The 13,355-nt window shown below is 67.8% G+C and carries 16 protein-coding genes; 9 read left to right on the top strand and 7 right to left on the bottom strand.

Going from position 1 to position 13,355, the window contains the following annotated elements:
• Positions 1-34 precede the first annotated feature (34 nt).
• Complete coding sequence (locus D7Y61_RS07430; protein ID WP_180865732.1) at positions 35-301, top strand: DksA/TraR family C4-type zinc finger protein; 267 nt, start codon at positions 35-37, stop codon at positions 299-301.
• Between the two features lie 534 nt (positions 302-835).
• Here D7Y61_RS07430 and D7Y61_RS07425 read toward each other — a convergent pair.
• Together D7Y61_RS07425 and D7Y61_RS07420 are read right to left on the bottom strand one after the other, a co-directional pair.
• Positions 836-1,429, bottom strand: coding sequence for a mechanosensitive ion channel family protein (locus D7Y61_RS07425; protein WP_180865731.1), 594 nt, complete (start codon positions 1,427-1,429; stop codon positions 836-838).
• A gap of 36 nt (positions 1,430-1,465) precedes the next feature.
• On the bottom strand, positions 1,466-1,645 hold the full coding sequence (locus D7Y61_RS07420; RefSeq protein ID WP_180865730.1) for a hypothetical protein: 180 nt from the start codon (positions 1,643-1,645) through the stop codon (positions 1,466-1,468).
• 126 nt (positions 1,646-1,771) lie between these two features.
• Between D7Y61_RS07420 and D7Y61_RS07415 the strand changes: the two genes are divergently transcribed.
• From D7Y61_RS07415 to D7Y61_RS07405, 3 genes are read left to right on the top strand one after another with little or no spacing between them, the layout of a single operon-like run.
• The gene (locus tag D7Y61_RS07415) at positions 1,772-2,350 is read left to right on the top strand and encodes an RNA polymerase sigma factor (protein WP_032129359.1); all 579 of its coding nucleotides are present in this window, start codon (positions 1,772-1,774) and stop codon (positions 2,348-2,350) included.
• Positions 2,347-2,880, top strand: coding sequence for a hypothetical protein (locus D7Y61_RS07410; RefSeq protein WP_180865729.1), 534 nt, complete (start codon positions 2,347-2,349; stop codon positions 2,878-2,880). Before D7Y61_RS07415 ends, D7Y61_RS07410 begins: the two co-directional genes overlap by 4 nt.
• A 10-nt stretch (positions 2,881-2,890) precedes the next feature.
• Positions 2,891-3,772, top strand: coding sequence for a DUF4097 family beta strand repeat-containing protein (locus D7Y61_RS07405; RefSeq protein WP_180865728.1), 882 nt, complete (start codon positions 2,891-2,893; stop codon positions 3,770-3,772).
• A 49-nt stretch (positions 3,773-3,821) separates the two neighbouring features.
• Here the strand turns inward: D7Y61_RS07405 and D7Y61_RS07400 are convergent, their stop codons facing one another.
• The 3 genes from D7Y61_RS07400 to D7Y61_RS07390 all read right to left on the bottom strand — a co-directional run bounded on the left by D7Y61_RS07400 (position 3,822) and on the right by D7Y61_RS07390 (position 5,900).
• Positions 3,822-4,004, bottom strand: coding sequence for a hypothetical protein (locus tag D7Y61_RS07400; protein ID WP_005410566.1), 183 nt, complete (start codon positions 4,002-4,004; stop codon positions 3,822-3,824).
• 11 nt (positions 4,005-4,015) lie between these two features.
• Entirely contained in the window at positions 4,016-4,309 is a 294-nt protein-coding gene (locus D7Y61_RS07395; protein ID WP_053462562.1) for a YkgJ family cysteine cluster protein, read from the bottom strand.
• Between the two features lie 229 nt (positions 4,310-4,538).
• Positions 4,539-5,900 (bottom strand): Hsp70 family protein, encoded by a 1,362-nt coding sequence (locus D7Y61_RS07390; RefSeq protein WP_180865727.1) that lies wholly within the window; start codon positions 5,898-5,900, stop codon positions 4,539-4,541.
• Positions 5,901-6,081: 181 nt separating this feature from the next.
• Here D7Y61_RS07390 and D7Y61_RS07385 point away from each other — a divergent pair, with 181 nt between their 5' ends.
• Positions 6,082-6,417 carry a zinc ribbon domain-containing protein YjdM gene (locus D7Y61_RS07385; RefSeq protein ID WP_180865726.1) on the top strand — a complete coding sequence of 112 codons (336 nt, stop codon included), beginning with the start codon at positions 6,082-6,084 and terminating at the stop codon, positions 6,415-6,417.
• 6 nt (positions 6,418-6,423) lie between these two features.
• Here the strand turns inward: D7Y61_RS07385 and D7Y61_RS07380 are convergent, their stop codons facing one another.
• Positions 6,424-7,578 carry a transglutaminase-like domain-containing protein gene (locus tag D7Y61_RS07380; protein WP_180865725.1) on the bottom strand — a complete coding sequence of 385 codons (1,155 nt, stop codon included), beginning with the start codon at positions 7,576-7,578 and terminating at the stop codon, positions 6,424-6,426.
• 229 nt (positions 7,579-7,807) lie between these two features.
• On the opposite strand from D7Y61_RS07380, the gene D7Y61_RS07375 reads away from it, so the two are divergent.
• From D7Y61_RS07375 to D7Y61_RS07360, 4 genes are all read left to right on the top strand, one after another.
• Positions 7,808-8,410 (top strand): HD domain-containing protein, encoded by a 603-nt coding sequence (locus tag D7Y61_RS07375; RefSeq protein WP_032130395.1) that lies wholly within the window; start codon positions 7,808-7,810, stop codon positions 8,408-8,410.
• A 50-nt stretch (positions 8,411-8,460) separates the two neighbouring features.
• Complete coding sequence (locus D7Y61_RS07370; RefSeq protein ID WP_049398321.1) at positions 8,461-8,634, top strand: oxidoreductase-like domain-containing protein; 174 nt, start codon at positions 8,461-8,463, stop codon at positions 8,632-8,634.
• Positions 8,631-9,248 carry a DUF998 domain-containing protein gene (locus D7Y61_RS07365; RefSeq protein WP_032130397.1) on the top strand — a complete coding sequence of 206 codons (618 nt, stop codon included), beginning with the start codon at positions 8,631-8,633 and terminating at the stop codon, positions 9,246-9,248. The genes D7Y61_RS07370 and D7Y61_RS07365 overlap by 4 nt, the downstream gene beginning before the upstream one ends.
• A gap of 78 nt (positions 9,249-9,326) precedes the next feature.
• Positions 9,327-10,673, top strand: a complete 1,347-nt coding sequence (locus tag D7Y61_RS07360; RefSeq protein ID WP_275943047.1) for a virulence factor family protein — start codon at positions 9,327-9,329, stop codon at positions 10,671-10,673.
• A gap of 99 nt (positions 10,674-10,772) precedes the next feature.
• Here D7Y61_RS07360 and mprF read toward each other — a convergent pair whose 3' ends face one another.
• The gene (gene mprF / locus D7Y61_RS07355; protein WP_180865724.1) at positions 10,773-13,337 is read right to left on the bottom strand and encodes a bifunctional lysylphosphatidylglycerol flippase/synthetase MprF; all 2,565 of its coding nucleotides are present in this window, start codon (positions 13,335-13,337) and stop codon (positions 10,773-10,775) included.
• Between the last annotated feature and the right edge of the window lie 18 nt (positions 13,338-13,355).

Genomic DNA, 13,355 nt, shown 5'->3' with positions numbered 1-13,355 from the left:
TCCATATCAGGCGACACACCTGCGGAGGATGGCCATGGCCACCGGTTGGGCGGGAGACGGCGCGGTCCAGGACCAGATCGACGCCACAGTTGATGATGCGATTGCCCGTGCGCGGCGCCAGCTGCGGCGGGGCCCTGGTCTGGAACACTGTGAGGAATGCGACGCGCCGATCCCGTTGGCGCGACGCCAGGCTGTACCCGGTGTTCGGCTGTGCGTGGCGTGCCAGCAGGCGCACGACGACGAAGAGCAGGCGCATGCCGGCTACAACCGGCGTGGCAGCAAGGACAGCCAGCTGAGGTAAGGGGTGTTCGGCAGGGCTGCGCCCTGCACCCGCCGAAGCCTTCAAGCCAAGGCAACCGCAACAGCAAAAGCTGGCATTCCGTGGGTTGGCAGGGGCGGTGTCGGAGTGCGGGGACGCCGTGAACCCGTCCCTGGGGGCTTGGCCGCGGCATCCATGCCGCGGACACCCCGCACTCCGACACCGCCCCGCCTCTGACAGATTTCCGCGGCTGTTGGTAGGTGTCGACCTTGGTCGACACATCTGTCAGATATCGAATGAGTCATCCACGCATGGCGTGGATCCACCGTGTCGACCAAGGTCGACACCCGCCAGGGCAATGCGCCGTTCCGACAGATCGAGGCCAACTGTCGAAGGCGGGGTGGGTCCGGTGGCGGGAGTGTCCGCGGCATGGATGCCGCGGCTAAGCCCCCACGGATGGGTTTACGGCGTCTCCCGCCACCGGACCCGCCCCGCCATCCCACGGATAGCATGCTTTTGCGGTTGCCGTTGCTCTAAGCAGGTGCAGGGCTGCAAGCCCTGCAAAGAAACACTCCCTCAGCCGTCGCCTTGGATGCCGCCCGGTGCCTGTGCGGGGTCGCGCCAGCGGCGCACCGTGCGCTGGAAGAACAGGTTGTTCGGCAGCTGCAGCACCGTGCCTTCGTGGCCGTCTCCGGTTTCCTGCAGCGTCGTGTAGATCAGGTTCACGTCGATCACCCGCCCCTTCAGACCCGGCTTCTCGCCGTTCTCCAGCACTTCGATGTAGTCATGCAGGCGGAACGGGCGGGTGGTGAAGATCAGCAGCGTGCAGAAGATGTTGGACAGCACGCTCCACGCCGCGAAGAAGGCCACCGCACCCACGGCCGCAAAGCCGGTGAACGCGGTCCACAACACCGACGGCGAGGCGCCGAGCACGCTGAGGATGTACAGCAGGGCGCTGAAATAGACGACGAAACTGGTGATCCGCCGAGCGCCCATGACCATTTCCGGCGGCAGCGTGTAGTGCTCGGCGAAGCGCCGGATCAGTCGACGGGCAAGCACCCGCAGCAGCCAGGCAACCAGCAGTACCAGTACGATCTGCAGTGCAACGCCTGCGTAGTCCAGCCACGGGTGGCTCCAGGCCGGCAGGTGATCCTTCAGCGACAACATCATGGGGGCGACAACAGGTGGCAGTAACGGCCCTCGATGTTACCCGGCACGTGCCTGGGATTCGACCGCCGGGGCCCAGGCCAGGCAGACCAGTTCCTGGCGATGCTGGTGCAGGCAGGCGCGGCCGGCGTCGGTCCGCAGATGCAGCGACAGGCCCAGGGCCTGCAGCACGAGGCAGGCAGCGATCACCAGCAGGGCGGCGCAGGATGGGCTGGACATGGCTGTACTCCTGGACGGCGTTTTCATGAAGGACTTCTCATGGATGCAGCAGCCGTCGAAAAGGTTGCAGGCCGGAGATCATCGATCGGCTCTAAACCTTTTCCCGGGTCGCCGCATCCAAGCGATATGCTCGACACCACCATGCCCGCGCCGCCTGCCGCCAACGACGCCGTCGATGAACCCGCCCTGGTGCGGGCGGCGGCGGCCGGTGACACCGCTGCCTATGAACTGCTGTACCGGCGCCACGCGCCCCGTGTATTCGCTGTGCTGTGGCGGTTGTGTGGCGGCCAGCAGGCACGCGCCGAGGACGCGCTGCAGGAAGCGTTCCTGCAGGCGTGGAAGGCGCTGCCGGGCTTCCGTTTCGAGAGCAGCCTGTCGACCTGGCTGCACCGGCTGGGCGTCAACGCGGCACTGATGGAGCTGCGCGGACGTGCGGGCGGGCAGGATCACGACAGCCTCGACGAAGTGGACGGAGGGTTGCAGGAGCTGGCAGTGCACGATCGTTGCGCCGGCACCGAACGCGACCTCGAACGGGCACTGTCGACACTGCCGCCACGGGCACGTGCGGTACTGGTACTGCACGACATCGAAGGCTGGAAACACCAGGAAATCGCCGAACAGCTGCAGATGGCCGTCGGCAGTTCCAAGGCACAGTTGCATCGTGCGCGCGGCCTGTTGCGCGCACGGCTGGGAGACATGACATGAGTACACACGACCACGATTCCGACCACGATCTGCTGGCCCGGCTGCGCGCGCTGCCGACCGAACGCGGCGTACCCACCGATGGCTGGGCACGCCTGTCGGCGCAGCTGCCGCCGCGTGAACCGCAGGCGGCACCTGCGCCGGGCGACAACGTGGTGGCCCTGCCAGCGCGCTCGCGGCGTCGCTGGTGGCTACCGGTCGGTGCGGCATTGGCGGCCAGCCTGGCGTTCTACGCGGTGGCACCGTGGCGGCATGCGCAGCCGGAGGTGCCGGTACCTTCAGCGCTGCAGCTGCAGGCGGCGGCGATGACCGAGCAGTACCAGCAGGCCGTCGCTTCGCTGCCCGATGGACGGGCGCCGGAATGGCAGCCGGCGCTGCACGAACTGGATGAAAGCGCAGCGCAGATCCGTGCCGCCTTGGCGCAGGACCCACGTGCGCCGCACCTGCTTGGCCAGCTCAAGCGCACCTACGCGCTGCGGCTGGAACTGACCCGGCAGGCGGCCTATGCCGCCGAGTCCGGCTTGACGACCTGAGGAGACCCCCATGACCCGAACCCTGATTTCCTGCTGTGTCGCGCTGCTGCTGGCCCCTGCCGTGGCGCTGGCCGACACCCGCATCGACGAGCGCCACACCCTGGCCGCGGGCGGTCGCATCGAGCTGAGCAATGTGGCCGGCAAGGTGACCGTGCGTGGCTGGGACCGCAATGACGTGCAGCTCACCGGCACGCTCAGCGACGGCCTGCAGCTGCGTCAGGAGAAAAGTGCCAACCGTGTGCGCTGGGAGATCGAATACCCGCGCCGCAGCAGCAATGGTGGCGCGACGCTGGTACTGAACGTGCCGCGCTCGGTGGAGCTGCTGCTGAGCACGGTCAGCGCCAGCCAGGACATCAGTGGCATCGATGTGCGACGGCTGCAGGCCGACACGGTCAGCGGCAGCCTGAGCGCGGTTGGCCGCAGTGGCGACAGCAAGCTCAACACGGTCAGTGGCAGCGTCAGCGCACGCCTGCAGACGCCGAAGCTGGACGTGAACACGGTCAGTGGCCGGATCGAGGCCGGCGGCGGCGTGTCCGGTGATATCGGTGCGCAGACGGTGTCCGGCCGGGTCGAGGTGGACGCCGGGCGCGTGCAGCGGCTGGCGGTGGAGACCGTCTCGGGCAGCATCGATCTGGCAGCGGCCGGGTTGGCTCCCGGCGGCCGCATCAACGTCGAATCGGTTAGTGCCTCGGTCACGCTGAGCCTGCCGCGCACGGTGTCGGCACAGCTGTCGGTGAACAGCTTCAGTGGTTCGATCAACAGTGACGCCGGGCAGGTGGAGCGGCCGCGCTATGGGCCGGGCAGCCACCTCGATACGCGTCTGGGCGGCGGTGATGGTGACATCCGCATCCAGTCGCATTCGGGCAGTGTGCGGGTACGCCTGGACCGCTGAACGCGATCCGGCAGGCCGCGGCGGCAGCGCCGCCGCGGTCGGTACTGGGTCAGCTGGCTTTCTTCAGCGCCCAGGTGGTGCCGAGGACTTCGATCTTGCCACCGGCCTTGCGGAACGCTGCCAGGTCCGAAGCGATCGAATCGCTGCTGACCACAGTGCTGGCGGCCGCGCCCTTGCGTTCGCTGCGGATGCTGTTGCTGGCCTTCGCGGGGGTCTTTGCCTTGCGGGGCATGGTTGCTCCTGTCAGGTGGAAGGGGAGGAAAGCGCCCAGGCATCGGCCTGGCGCAGGTAGTCCTGCCGCTCGCGGCGGCAGTCATCGCCGCCCATCGAAAACTGGCGGCAGATCGCCGGGCGCTGCGAATAGATCGTGCAGCGCAGGTGATAGGGATCGATCGCCGCGCACCAGCCTTCCTCGTTGCGCGCCATCACGGCGCGGCCGTGGGTGTCGCGTGACAGGAACTGGCCGGGCACGTGGTCGCCGGGCTGCAGCAGCACGGGCAGCCGGCAACAGACCGCGTCACAACGGCGGCAGTCGATGGGTGCAGGTGCTGCGTCAGGTTGTAAGGCCACAGGGGCCTGGCGGGTGCCCAAAGCGGGTCTCGATGGCGGCTCAGGTGCTGCGCGGACCATGAACGAGCCAGGAAGGCATGGCCGCTAGGCCCGCGGGGCGGGCCAGGCTGCACTGTGGACACACACCGGCGTGGCCGGCGGAAGGTGCAGCGGGGTTCTAGCCGACCAAGAGTAACTTAGACCGCGTAACGTTTTGTTAATCCTGGCTGGCTGCCGCCAGCGCAAGGCCCTGGACCACGCCCAGCGAGGGCTCGCCGTGGATCATGCGGGCCCCCGGGAAGGCCTCGGCCACGGCCTGGCGCAGGTAGCCGGCACGGGACATGCCACCGGTCAGGAACACCGCGTCCGGGTCGCCGCCGATGTCGCTGCGGACCTGGGCCAGCAGCTCGCGGATCTGCTCCAGGTAGCCATGGGCGGCGGCGGCCAGGCCGTCGGCGCTGCTGTCGGCATGCAGGTCGCGGGCGATGTAGTCCAGCGTGCTGCGGTGTTCGCTGGCGGCGCTGAGGGCAATCTTGGCGCGTTCGACATCGCGGTACAGGCGGGCGGTGTTGCCGGTGTCCTGCAGGGCCTGCAGGCGCGCGCCCCACGGTTCGTCGACGTGGTCGTATTTGTGCTGGCGGAAGTCGCGCTGGCGCGTCATGTCCTGCACGGTGGCGGCTTCCACGTAGTGGTGGGCGGGCACGCGGGTGATGCCGCGGCCGAACAGCGGCATGTAGCTGGACAGGCTCAGCGCCAGATCGATGTCGGTACCGCCACGGGCGATACCCCAGGCGCGGTGGATGCGCGGCGCAGCATCGCCACCAACCTCGGCGTGGGCGATATCGGTGGTACCGCCGCCGATGTCAACGATCACCGCCTGGTGCCGCTCGCGGCTTTCGGCGTGGTAATGCATGGCCGCCGCGGCCGGTTCCTCGAGGAAATCGATCTGGTCGAAACCGGCCTGGGTGGCGGCTTCGCGCAGGATGTCCAGTGCCTGATCGTTGCCGGCCGCGCCGATCGAGCTGCGGAACTGCACCGGGCGGCCGAGCAGGGCGGCACGCAGCGGCTGGCCAAGCTGGGCGCTGGCGGTCAGGCGGATGTGCTCGAGGATGTGCGCGGCGATGCCGGTGATGGTCTGCTTCGCGCGCGGGTGCAGGTTGTAGCCCAGCATCGACTTCGGGCTCTGCACCAGGTTGCCTTCGTGTTCCTCGAAATAGGCTTCCAGCGCGTCGTCGCCGTAGACCGCGTTCTGCAGCAGGTCGCTGGCGCTGCGCTCCTTGCCGGCGCGGGCTTCCATCCATTCCCGGCGCAGTGCGCGCAGGGCTTCGCGGCGCAGCGCCTGCGGCGTGCGTTCCTGGCCGGCGGCACGGGCCGCGCGCGCAGCGCTGTCGATCATCTGCTGCAGCTGGTGTTCCTGGCCGTCGTCGAGCTGGAAGTCATCCGGGTCGGGCACCACGCCGGGGAAGTACACGCTGGTGCGGAACTGTTCGGCGTCACCGAAGCGGATCGGCAGCAGTGTCCCCTCATGCACGATGGCGGCGGCGGAGTTGCTGGTACCGAAGTCGATGCCGAGGCGCATGGGGAGTTCCGGGGGCGATCAGGGGCCGCGCACTCTGCTGCAGTTCGGCGCCGACTGCAAGTTCCCGGGGCGTGCTGTTCTGGTCCGGGTCCAGTGGGCAGCCCGGAGCCCGCCCGGAAAAGGGGCAGGGAAGCCAGCCGGTTACAATGGCGGCTGTTGATTCACTTTGAGGTACTTGCTGATGTCTTCTGCCCCCGCCTGCCCGCAGTGCACCCTGGAAAACACCTACGCCGATGGTGCGCTGTGGATCTGCGCCGACTGCGGTTTCGAATGGACTGCCGAGGAAAGCGCCGGTTCCGCCCTGGTCGTGCGTGACAGCAATGGCAATACCCTGCAGGCCGGCGACACCGTCACCGTGATCAAGGACCTGAAGGTCAAGGGCTCCTCGATCCCGCTCAAGCAGGGCACCGTGATCCGCAACATCCGCCTGGCCGAGGATGACGCCGAGCACATCGAAGGCAACTCGGACAAGATCAAGGGCCTGGTCCTGAAGACCTGCTTCCTCAAGAAGGCCTGATCGCCTTCAGCGCCTGGCCTGCTGCTGCGCGCGCCAGCGGGCCAGGCTGTCCAGCTTGGCTTGGTAGCGCGCCTGCTCCGGCGCGCCTCCCAGTTCCTGTGCACGCAGCAGTTCGCGATCAGCGCGCTTGAGTTGGCCAGCCAGGAAATAGACCCGTGCCAGCCCGAAGTGGAACTGATGCGCGGTGTCATACAGGCGCACGGCCTGCCGGTAATAGCGGATCGCCTGGTCCAGCTGGCCGGCCCGTTCGGCCTTGGCGCCGAACATGTACTGCGCGAACGGGTCTTCGCGCTGCACCGATTTCAACCGGCGCTCAAGTGACTGCGCCTGCGCGGTCAAGCCCAGGCTGCGGAACAGCGCGGAGGCATTGGTCAGTGCGGCATCCTGGCGGCCGTCCAGCTGCAGCGATCGGTCCAGCGCCTGCCGCGCCGCCTCGTTGTTGCCTTCGCGGTGGTCGAGCACGCCGAGGTTGTTCCACACCGGAGCGAACCCGCTGTCCTGGGCCAGGGACGCCTCGAAGAATGCACGGGCGCCGACGAAGTCACCGTCGGCGAGGCGCTCCGCACCCCGGTTGTTGTAGAAGTGCGCCAACGCCCGCGCACGGCTGACGGGAACCGGGCCGCGGCGGTCATAGAGCACATTGCGGTCCAGATCGACGGTACCGAAACGCCCACCGACGTCGACACCGGCGTTGACGTGGCCGACGCTGTAGACCACGCCCGCGTCCTGGTCCTGGTACCAGGACACCACCTGCCCGACTTCCTGCACGCGGGCCTGGATGCCAGCCTCCCGCGCAAGCGTCACGAACAGCAGGGTGAAGGCCAGGCAGTTGGCGCGGCGGTGCTGCCAGATATCGCTGACGGTGTAGGTCGCATTGGCGTCGTACTGCAGGTCCAGCCCGTGCTGGTCGAAGATCATCTCCACGAGCGCCTGCAGCCGCTGGTCGCGGGAGTAGCTGCGCTGGATCACCTGCTTCTGGAGCATCGCACGCAGGTCCGCGGGAATGGCGAACACTTCTTCCGGGGTCGGCACACGTGCGGCCGACACGGTGATGGTCGGGGTCGTCACCACATCGGCGGGCGGTGCCTGGTCTGCGCCGAAGGCGGGAGCACAGAAGGCCAGCAGCGAAAGAGTGAGGCAATGGGCGGCAGAACGGTACATGACGGTTCCCGGCAGCGGCGGGCGCTCCCGCCTGTGGCGAGTGTATGCCCATGGATGTCCGGCTGCAGCGACCGTTGGTCGGCGTCGCGTTCATCCACAACCGGTGTGGACCAGCGCTCGAGAAAGCTGTGGACAACTGGCTCCGGGCCCCGCCCGGCAAGCGTTGTGAGTGCATGGTGAAAAAAACCGCCAGCTTGCCCGGCGCCGGCACAGGCGGGATGATCCGGTCATGGACTTCTCACCGCTGACGCTTGCCCCGGCGCAGTGGCAGGCGCTGCAGGACAGCTATGCAACGCCGCCACGGGCCTACCACCACTTCGGCCATGTGCGCGCGGTGCTGCAGCATTGCCAGGAGGTCGCCGACGGCCCCGGCTGGAAGCAGCCGGCCGAGATCTATCTGGCCGTGCTCTATCACGATGCGATCTACCAGGCGGGGCGCAAGGACAACGAGGCGCGTTCGGCGCAGCTGGCTTTGCAGGCGATCACACAGGCGCCAGAGCTTGCCACTGTCGACGCCGCTCGCGTGGAGCAATTGATCCTGCTGACCGCTCGCCACGGGGCGCTTGGTCCGGAGGATGTGGATGCCGAGGCGGCGCTGTTCCTGGACTGCGACATGGCGATCCTGGCCGCGCCGGAACCGGTGTTCGCTGCCTATGACCGTGGCGTGGCCGAAGAATACAAAGGGGTGGTGCCGGGCTTCCTGTACCGTGCCGGCCGTCGCCGCTTCCTGCAGGGCCTGCTGCGCGCTCCGCGGATCTTCCTCAGCGAGTTCTTCCACCAGCGCCTGGACGCGGCCGCCCGTGACAACCTGCGACGTCAGCTGGGCGTTTGAGCCGGCCCGGTACACTGGTGACCTGTTTCCAATGATTGCCGTTTCCGACCGTGTCCGTCCCTGATCCCGATCCCCGCCCGCTGCCACCGGAAGAACCCGGCCCCAACGAATGCTGCGGCAGTGGTTGCCCGCTGTGTGTGCTGGACCTGTATTCCGATGAGCTGCAGCGCTACCGCAAGGCGCTGGCCGAGTGGAAGACGCGGCATCCAGAGGCCGCACCATGAGCCGTGCACGCCCGGCGGCGGTGCTGGCGCTGGTGGCACTGGTGCTGTTCGTGGCCACCGCGCTGTGGACCCAGGTTGCGCGCAGTGATCTGGACTGGGTGCGGGCGACCTTGAGCCTGTACCTGCACGGGCCGTGGGGGCTGGCATTGCGCGCTGCCTACTGCCTGCTGGCGCTGGCCATTGCGGCGCTTGGCATTGCGCTGTATCGCGGCAGCATCGGCCCGCGGCGCAGTGCGGCCGCACCATTGCTGTTCACGGTTTCCGCGCTGGGGCTGGCGACGGTCGCCATCGGCGACAGCTGGCTGCCTGAAGCAACACCGCTGCTGGCACCGTTCATCCATGGGCTGGCAGCCAACACTGCGTTCCTGTGTGCCAGCGTCGGCATGCTGCTGCAGGCCTGGTATCTGCGCCGCGAACCGGGTTGGCAGTCCGCTGCGGGCCTGCTCTGGGGCTGGGCATGGCTGGCCTTTGTGCTGCTGTGGCTGCATGTGCTGTGGCGTGGTGGTCCACCGCGTGGGCTGGGACAGAAAGTGGTGATCGCGGTGATCGTTGGCTGGCTGCTGTATCTGGCGATGGCGCTTTACCGTCGCAGCCGTCGGGCCGCAGCCCACTGAATCCCCAACGGCCTGCGCCGGTACGTGCCGTGCACGCGGCGGCGGCGTATCGTGTGCGCATTCCATCGGGGATGCGATATGAAGCGTGCAGGGCTGGGCAGGGCAATGGGTGTGGTACTGGCGCTGGCCGCGCTGCCGGCAACGGCGGCAGTGACCCCGCAGCAGTTCAGCCATGGGCGGTTCGAGCAGATTCCGGTGCACATGCCATCCGGCACGCCGCAACGGGTGGTGATCTGGTTCCACGAACCCACGGCCGGTGGTGACACCAGCCGCCTGCCGATCGAGGCCCTGCGTGCCGATGGCGCGCTGGTCGCGGCAGTGGACATTGCGCACCTGCGCGGTGTGCTCAAGCGCGAGGGGGACCCGACCTGTTCGTTCGGTTCCGGTGACGTCGAGAATTTCTCACGTTGGCTGCAGGCCTCGCTGCATCTGCCCGGCTACCACCTGCCGCTGGTCGGCGGTGATGGAGAAGGTGCCGAGATGGCCTATTCGCTGGCAGCGCAGGCCGATACCCAGGTGTTCGCCGGTGTACTGACCACCGGCTTCTGCCCGGACCACAACCACCAGCGCATGGTCTGCGGCGATGGTGTGAAGCACTACAGACTCCAGCCGGCCGAACTGAATATTCCGTGGTTGAGTGCGGCAGGTGATCACGGCTGCAAGGTGGGCGAGTCCAGCCGGTTCGTACAGCAGGTGGCGATGGCGCGCGAGTTCAAGCGCACCGGGCGCGGTGATGCCTCACCAGGATTGGTGGCCGCGGCACGGGTGATCGGTGCGCAGGCCGGTGTCAGCCTGGCACCGCCGCCGGCTGCGCTGAAGGGCCTGCCGGTGGTGGAAGTGCCGGCCGCCGGCAACGGTGACACATTGGCGGTGTTCGTCTCCGGCGATGGTGGCTGGGCCGGCCTGGACAAGGATGTGGCATCGTCGCTCAACGAACACGGTATGGCTGTGGTCGGCATCGACTCGTTGCGCTATTTCTGGAGCGAACGCACGCCGAAGGGCTTTGCCGGAGATCTGCAGAAGATCATCGATCACTACCGCCAGCAGTGGCACCGCGACAAAGTGATGCTGATCGGTTTTTCGCAGGGTGCCGATGTGCTGCCGGCCACGATCAACCAGCTTGACGCTGGCACCCGCGAGGCGCTCGACCGCATCGTGCTGCTGTCGGTGGGCAGGAAGGCCGACTTCGAATTCCACGTCAGCAACTGGCTGGGCGGCGGCGGCGACGGGCTGCCGATCGCGCCGGAAGTGGCCAGGCTGCCGGCCGGCAAGACCCTGTGCGTGTACGGTGACAAGGACGAGGACGCACTGTGCCCGGACTTGCCGGCCAATGACGGCGTGCAGAGGGTGAAGTTGCCGGGCGACCATCACTTCAATGGTGACTACGACCGCCTGGCCGAAGTGATCCTCAAGGGCGGGGTGTAGCGTCAAGCCATGCCCGACCACTGTCGCCGCCGTGTCGACCAAGGTCGACACCTACCGTGCAGCCGGTAGCGCCGGGCTATGCCCGGCGGATCGGGGACGTCAATTCCGCCGCGGATCCAGCGAGATCAGGCGCGTGGCATCCAGCAGCGCGGCCGGCAGATGCATGCCGCCGGGTGCAGCGAGATAGCGCGGCCGCCACTGGGGGTCGAACTTTGATTTGAATCGGCGCAGGCCACTGAACCCATAGAAGCGTTCGCCATGCCGGGCCAGCAGGCCGGCCAGGCGGTTCCAGCGACCGGCCAAGCGATGCTGGGCCAGGCCGGAAAGCGGCGCCATGCCCAGCGAGAAACGCGCATAACCCTGCGCGCGCCCCCACAGGAACAGTTCGATGAAGAGGAAGTCCATCGTCCCCTTCGGTGCCTCGTTGACGTGGCGCATCAGGTCCACCGACAGCTCGGCACCGGCCGGTGCCTGCCACAGGTTGGCGAAGGCCACGATCTGGCCGTCGGCTTCCACAAGCGCTACCGGGAACCGCACCAGGTAATCCGGGGCGTAGCTGCCCAGCGAGAAGCCCTTCTCATCGCCAGCCTTGTCTTCCAGCCATGCGTTGGAAATCGCGTGCAGGCGCGGAAGCAGGCTGGGAATTTCTTCCACCGGTGCTACGCGGAACGACAACCCGCCACGCTTGCCGCGGTTCCAGGCCTGGCGCAGGTCGGCACGTTCGCGGCCTTCCAGGCCGAAGTCATGCAGTGGCACCATGGCTTCTTCGCCCAGCTTGACCAGGCCCAGGCCCAGGTCGAGGTAGGTCTGCCAGTAGGTCTCGCCGACCTGGTAGAACACCGGGCGCAGGCCGAGACGGTCGGCCTCCTCGCGGAAGCGCCAGATCAACGCGCGCGCGACCTCGGGCGGCCCGACCGGATCGCCCATCGCGATCAGCGAACCGCCGTAGCGCTGCATCATCACGAAGCCCTGTTTCGCCTCATCGCGCAGCACCGCCTTGTCGGCGGTCAGCACCAGGCAGGCCTGGGTATCGGTGGCACCGGCCAATACCGGCGCCAGTGATTGCAGCGTGGCCTCGTCGGCGGCTGGCAGCGGGCTGCGCGTACTGTGCAGCAACCGCGCCAGGCCGAACATCACCAGCGCGATCGCCACCACCAGCAGCGCACGCAGCGCGCGTGGTGCATTGCCGGACAGGGCGAACTGCCACCACAGCTCGTTCTGGTATTCGACATGGCTGTAGGTGAAGAACAGCAGCCAGGTGACGGCCACCAGCACCAGGCCGAGGTTGCGCAGCCATGGCCAGGACCACGCTTCATCGAGCAGCGCGCCCTGGCGATAGAACTCGCGGCGTGCGGCCCACAGCGCCATCGCCACCAGCAGCGCGGAGACCGCGATCAACGGTTGGCCGCCGCGCAGCCACAGTGGCAACGGGGTGATCACGCACACGGCCATCGCCAGCATCCACGCGGCATGGCTGCGCCGGGCCAGGCCCTGGCCGATCAGCAACAGGGCGACGCCGCTGAGGCTGCCGATCAGATGGGACGTTTCCAGGATCGGCAGTGATGCGTTGACCAGATGGCGGCGTGGGGTCGGCAGCGTGCCGTCGATGACCAGCGCGGCGCCGATGCTGAACGCCGCCAGCGCGATGATCTGCGGCAGCCACGGGCGCAGGGCGATCCAGCCGGCACGGGTGGCCCCGGCACCGGCCTGCAGCGGTTGCCGCAGCGCGGGTGCCAGGGCCAGCAGGGTGGCAAGCACCAGTGGCAGCACGTAATAGGTGACGCGGTAGATCAGCGCAGCGGCCAACACTGCCGCCGGTGCGACCTGCGGCAGCAGCTTCAGCAGACTCCACTCGAATACGCCCAGGCCAGCCGGAACGGTCGAGACAAGGCCTGCCAGCACCGCGACCAGATACAGGCCGACGAAGCCGGGCAGACCGGTGGGCGTTGAGTCCGGCAGCAGCACGTAGAACGCGGCACTGGCCAGTACCAGCTCGACCACGCTGAGCACGGTGACGCCGATCATGGTGCGGCGGTCAGGCAGCCACAGGGCATGCCCCAGTACACTGAACTGGCGCCCTTCGCGCCCGACCAGCAGCAGCGTGGCCGCGTAGGCAAGCAGGGCGACGATGCCGACCGCACGCACCGCGCCGGGATTCAAGGGCAGCGCAAGCGCCGCTGCCGCCGGTTCCATGCACAAGGCGACGCTGATCAACAACCACGCACCGAACATGAAGCCGAGCGTGCTCATCAGCACCACCTGGCCGATCTGCGCCAGGTCCAGGCCGGCGGTTCGATAGCCGCGCAGGCGCACCGCGCCGCCGGTCAATGCGGCAAAGCCCACGGTCTGGCCGAGCGTGTGTGCAAGGAAGGCCGTAATGCCGATGCGCGCCGGATGCACGCGGATGCCGCTGCGCCGCAGGCCGATGGCATCAAAACCGATCAGGCAGGCATAGCTGGCCAGGCCCAGCACGACAGTAAGCGCGATCTGCGTGCCACTGAGCCGGTGGAAGGCATGGCGGATGGCGCGGTAGCCGTTCTCATCGAACTCGTTGGCCAGGCCGTGCAGCGCCAGCGCAAGGATCAGCAGCGGGACGACGATGGTGAGGACCCGCTTCCATGCCGGGGTGGAAGGAGCGGTGGCGGGGTCGGTGGTTTCGGTCATCGGCGCAAGCGTGCGTCA

It is taken from the genome of Stenotrophomonas maltophilia, assembly GCF_013464485.1.
GTDB lineage: Bacteria > Pseudomonadota > Gammaproteobacteria > Xanthomonadales > Xanthomonadaceae > Stenotrophomonas > Stenotrophomonas maltophilia_AW.
The sequence above is the reverse complement of the archived record's forward strand: the minus strand, read 5'-3'. Positions and strand labels throughout refer to the sequence as shown.

Excerpts from the sequence above, each read along its gene's own strand:
- D7Y61_RS07405 (WP_180865728.1), top strand. The coding sequence starts at position 2,891 with ATGACCCGAACCCTGATTTCCTGCTGTGTCGCGCTGCTGCTGGCCCCT.
- D7Y61_RS07410 (WP_180865729.1), top strand. The coding sequence starts at position 2,347 with ATGAGTACACACGACCACGATTCCGACCACGATCTGCTGGCCCGGCTG.
- D7Y61_RS07380 (WP_180865725.1), bottom strand. The coding sequence starts at position 7,578 with ATGTACCGTTCTGCCGCCCATTGCCTCACTCTTTCGCTGCTGGCCTTC.
- D7Y61_RS07360 (WP_275943047.1), top strand. The coding sequence starts at position 9,327 with ATGAAGCGTGCAGGGCTGGGCAGGGCAATGGGTGTGGTACTGGCGCTG.
- D7Y61_RS07365 (WP_032130397.1), top strand. The coding sequence starts at position 8,631 with ATGAGCCGTGCACGCCCGGCGGCGGTGCTGGCGCTGGTGGCACTGGTG.
- D7Y61_RS07375 (WP_032130395.1), top strand. The coding sequence starts at position 7,808 with ATGGACTTCTCACCGCTGACGCTTGCCCCGGCGCAGTGGCAGGCGCTG.
- D7Y61_RS07415 (WP_032129359.1), top strand. The coding sequence starts at position 1,772 with ATGCTCGACACCACCATGCCCGCGCCGCCTGCCGCCAACGACGCCGTC.
- mprF (WP_180865724.1), bottom strand. The coding sequence starts at position 13,337 with ATGACCGAAACCACCGACCCCGCCACCGCTCCTTCCACCCCGGCATGG.
- D7Y61_RS07420 (WP_180865730.1), bottom strand. The coding sequence starts at position 1,645 with ATGTCCAGCCCATCCTGCGCCGCCCTGCTGGTGATCGCTGCCTGCCTC.
- D7Y61_RS07400 (WP_005410566.1), bottom strand. The coding sequence starts at position 4,004 with ATGCCCCGCAAGGCAAAGACCCCCGCGAAGGCCAGCAACAGCATCCGC.
- D7Y61_RS07425 (WP_180865731.1), bottom strand. The coding sequence starts at position 1,429 with ATGATGTTGTCGCTGAAGGATCACCTGCCGGCCTGGAGCCACCCGTGG.
- D7Y61_RS07430 (WP_180865732.1), top strand. The coding sequence starts at position 35 with ATGGCCACCGGTTGGGCGGGAGACGGCGCGGTCCAGGACCAGATCGAC.
- D7Y61_RS07385 (WP_180865726.1), top strand. The coding sequence starts at position 6,082 with ATGTCTTCTGCCCCCGCCTGCCCGCAGTGCACCCTGGAAAACACCTAC.
- D7Y61_RS07390 (WP_180865727.1), bottom strand. The coding sequence starts at position 5,900 with ATGCGCCTCGGCATCGACTTCGGTACCAGCAACTCCGCCGCCGCCATC.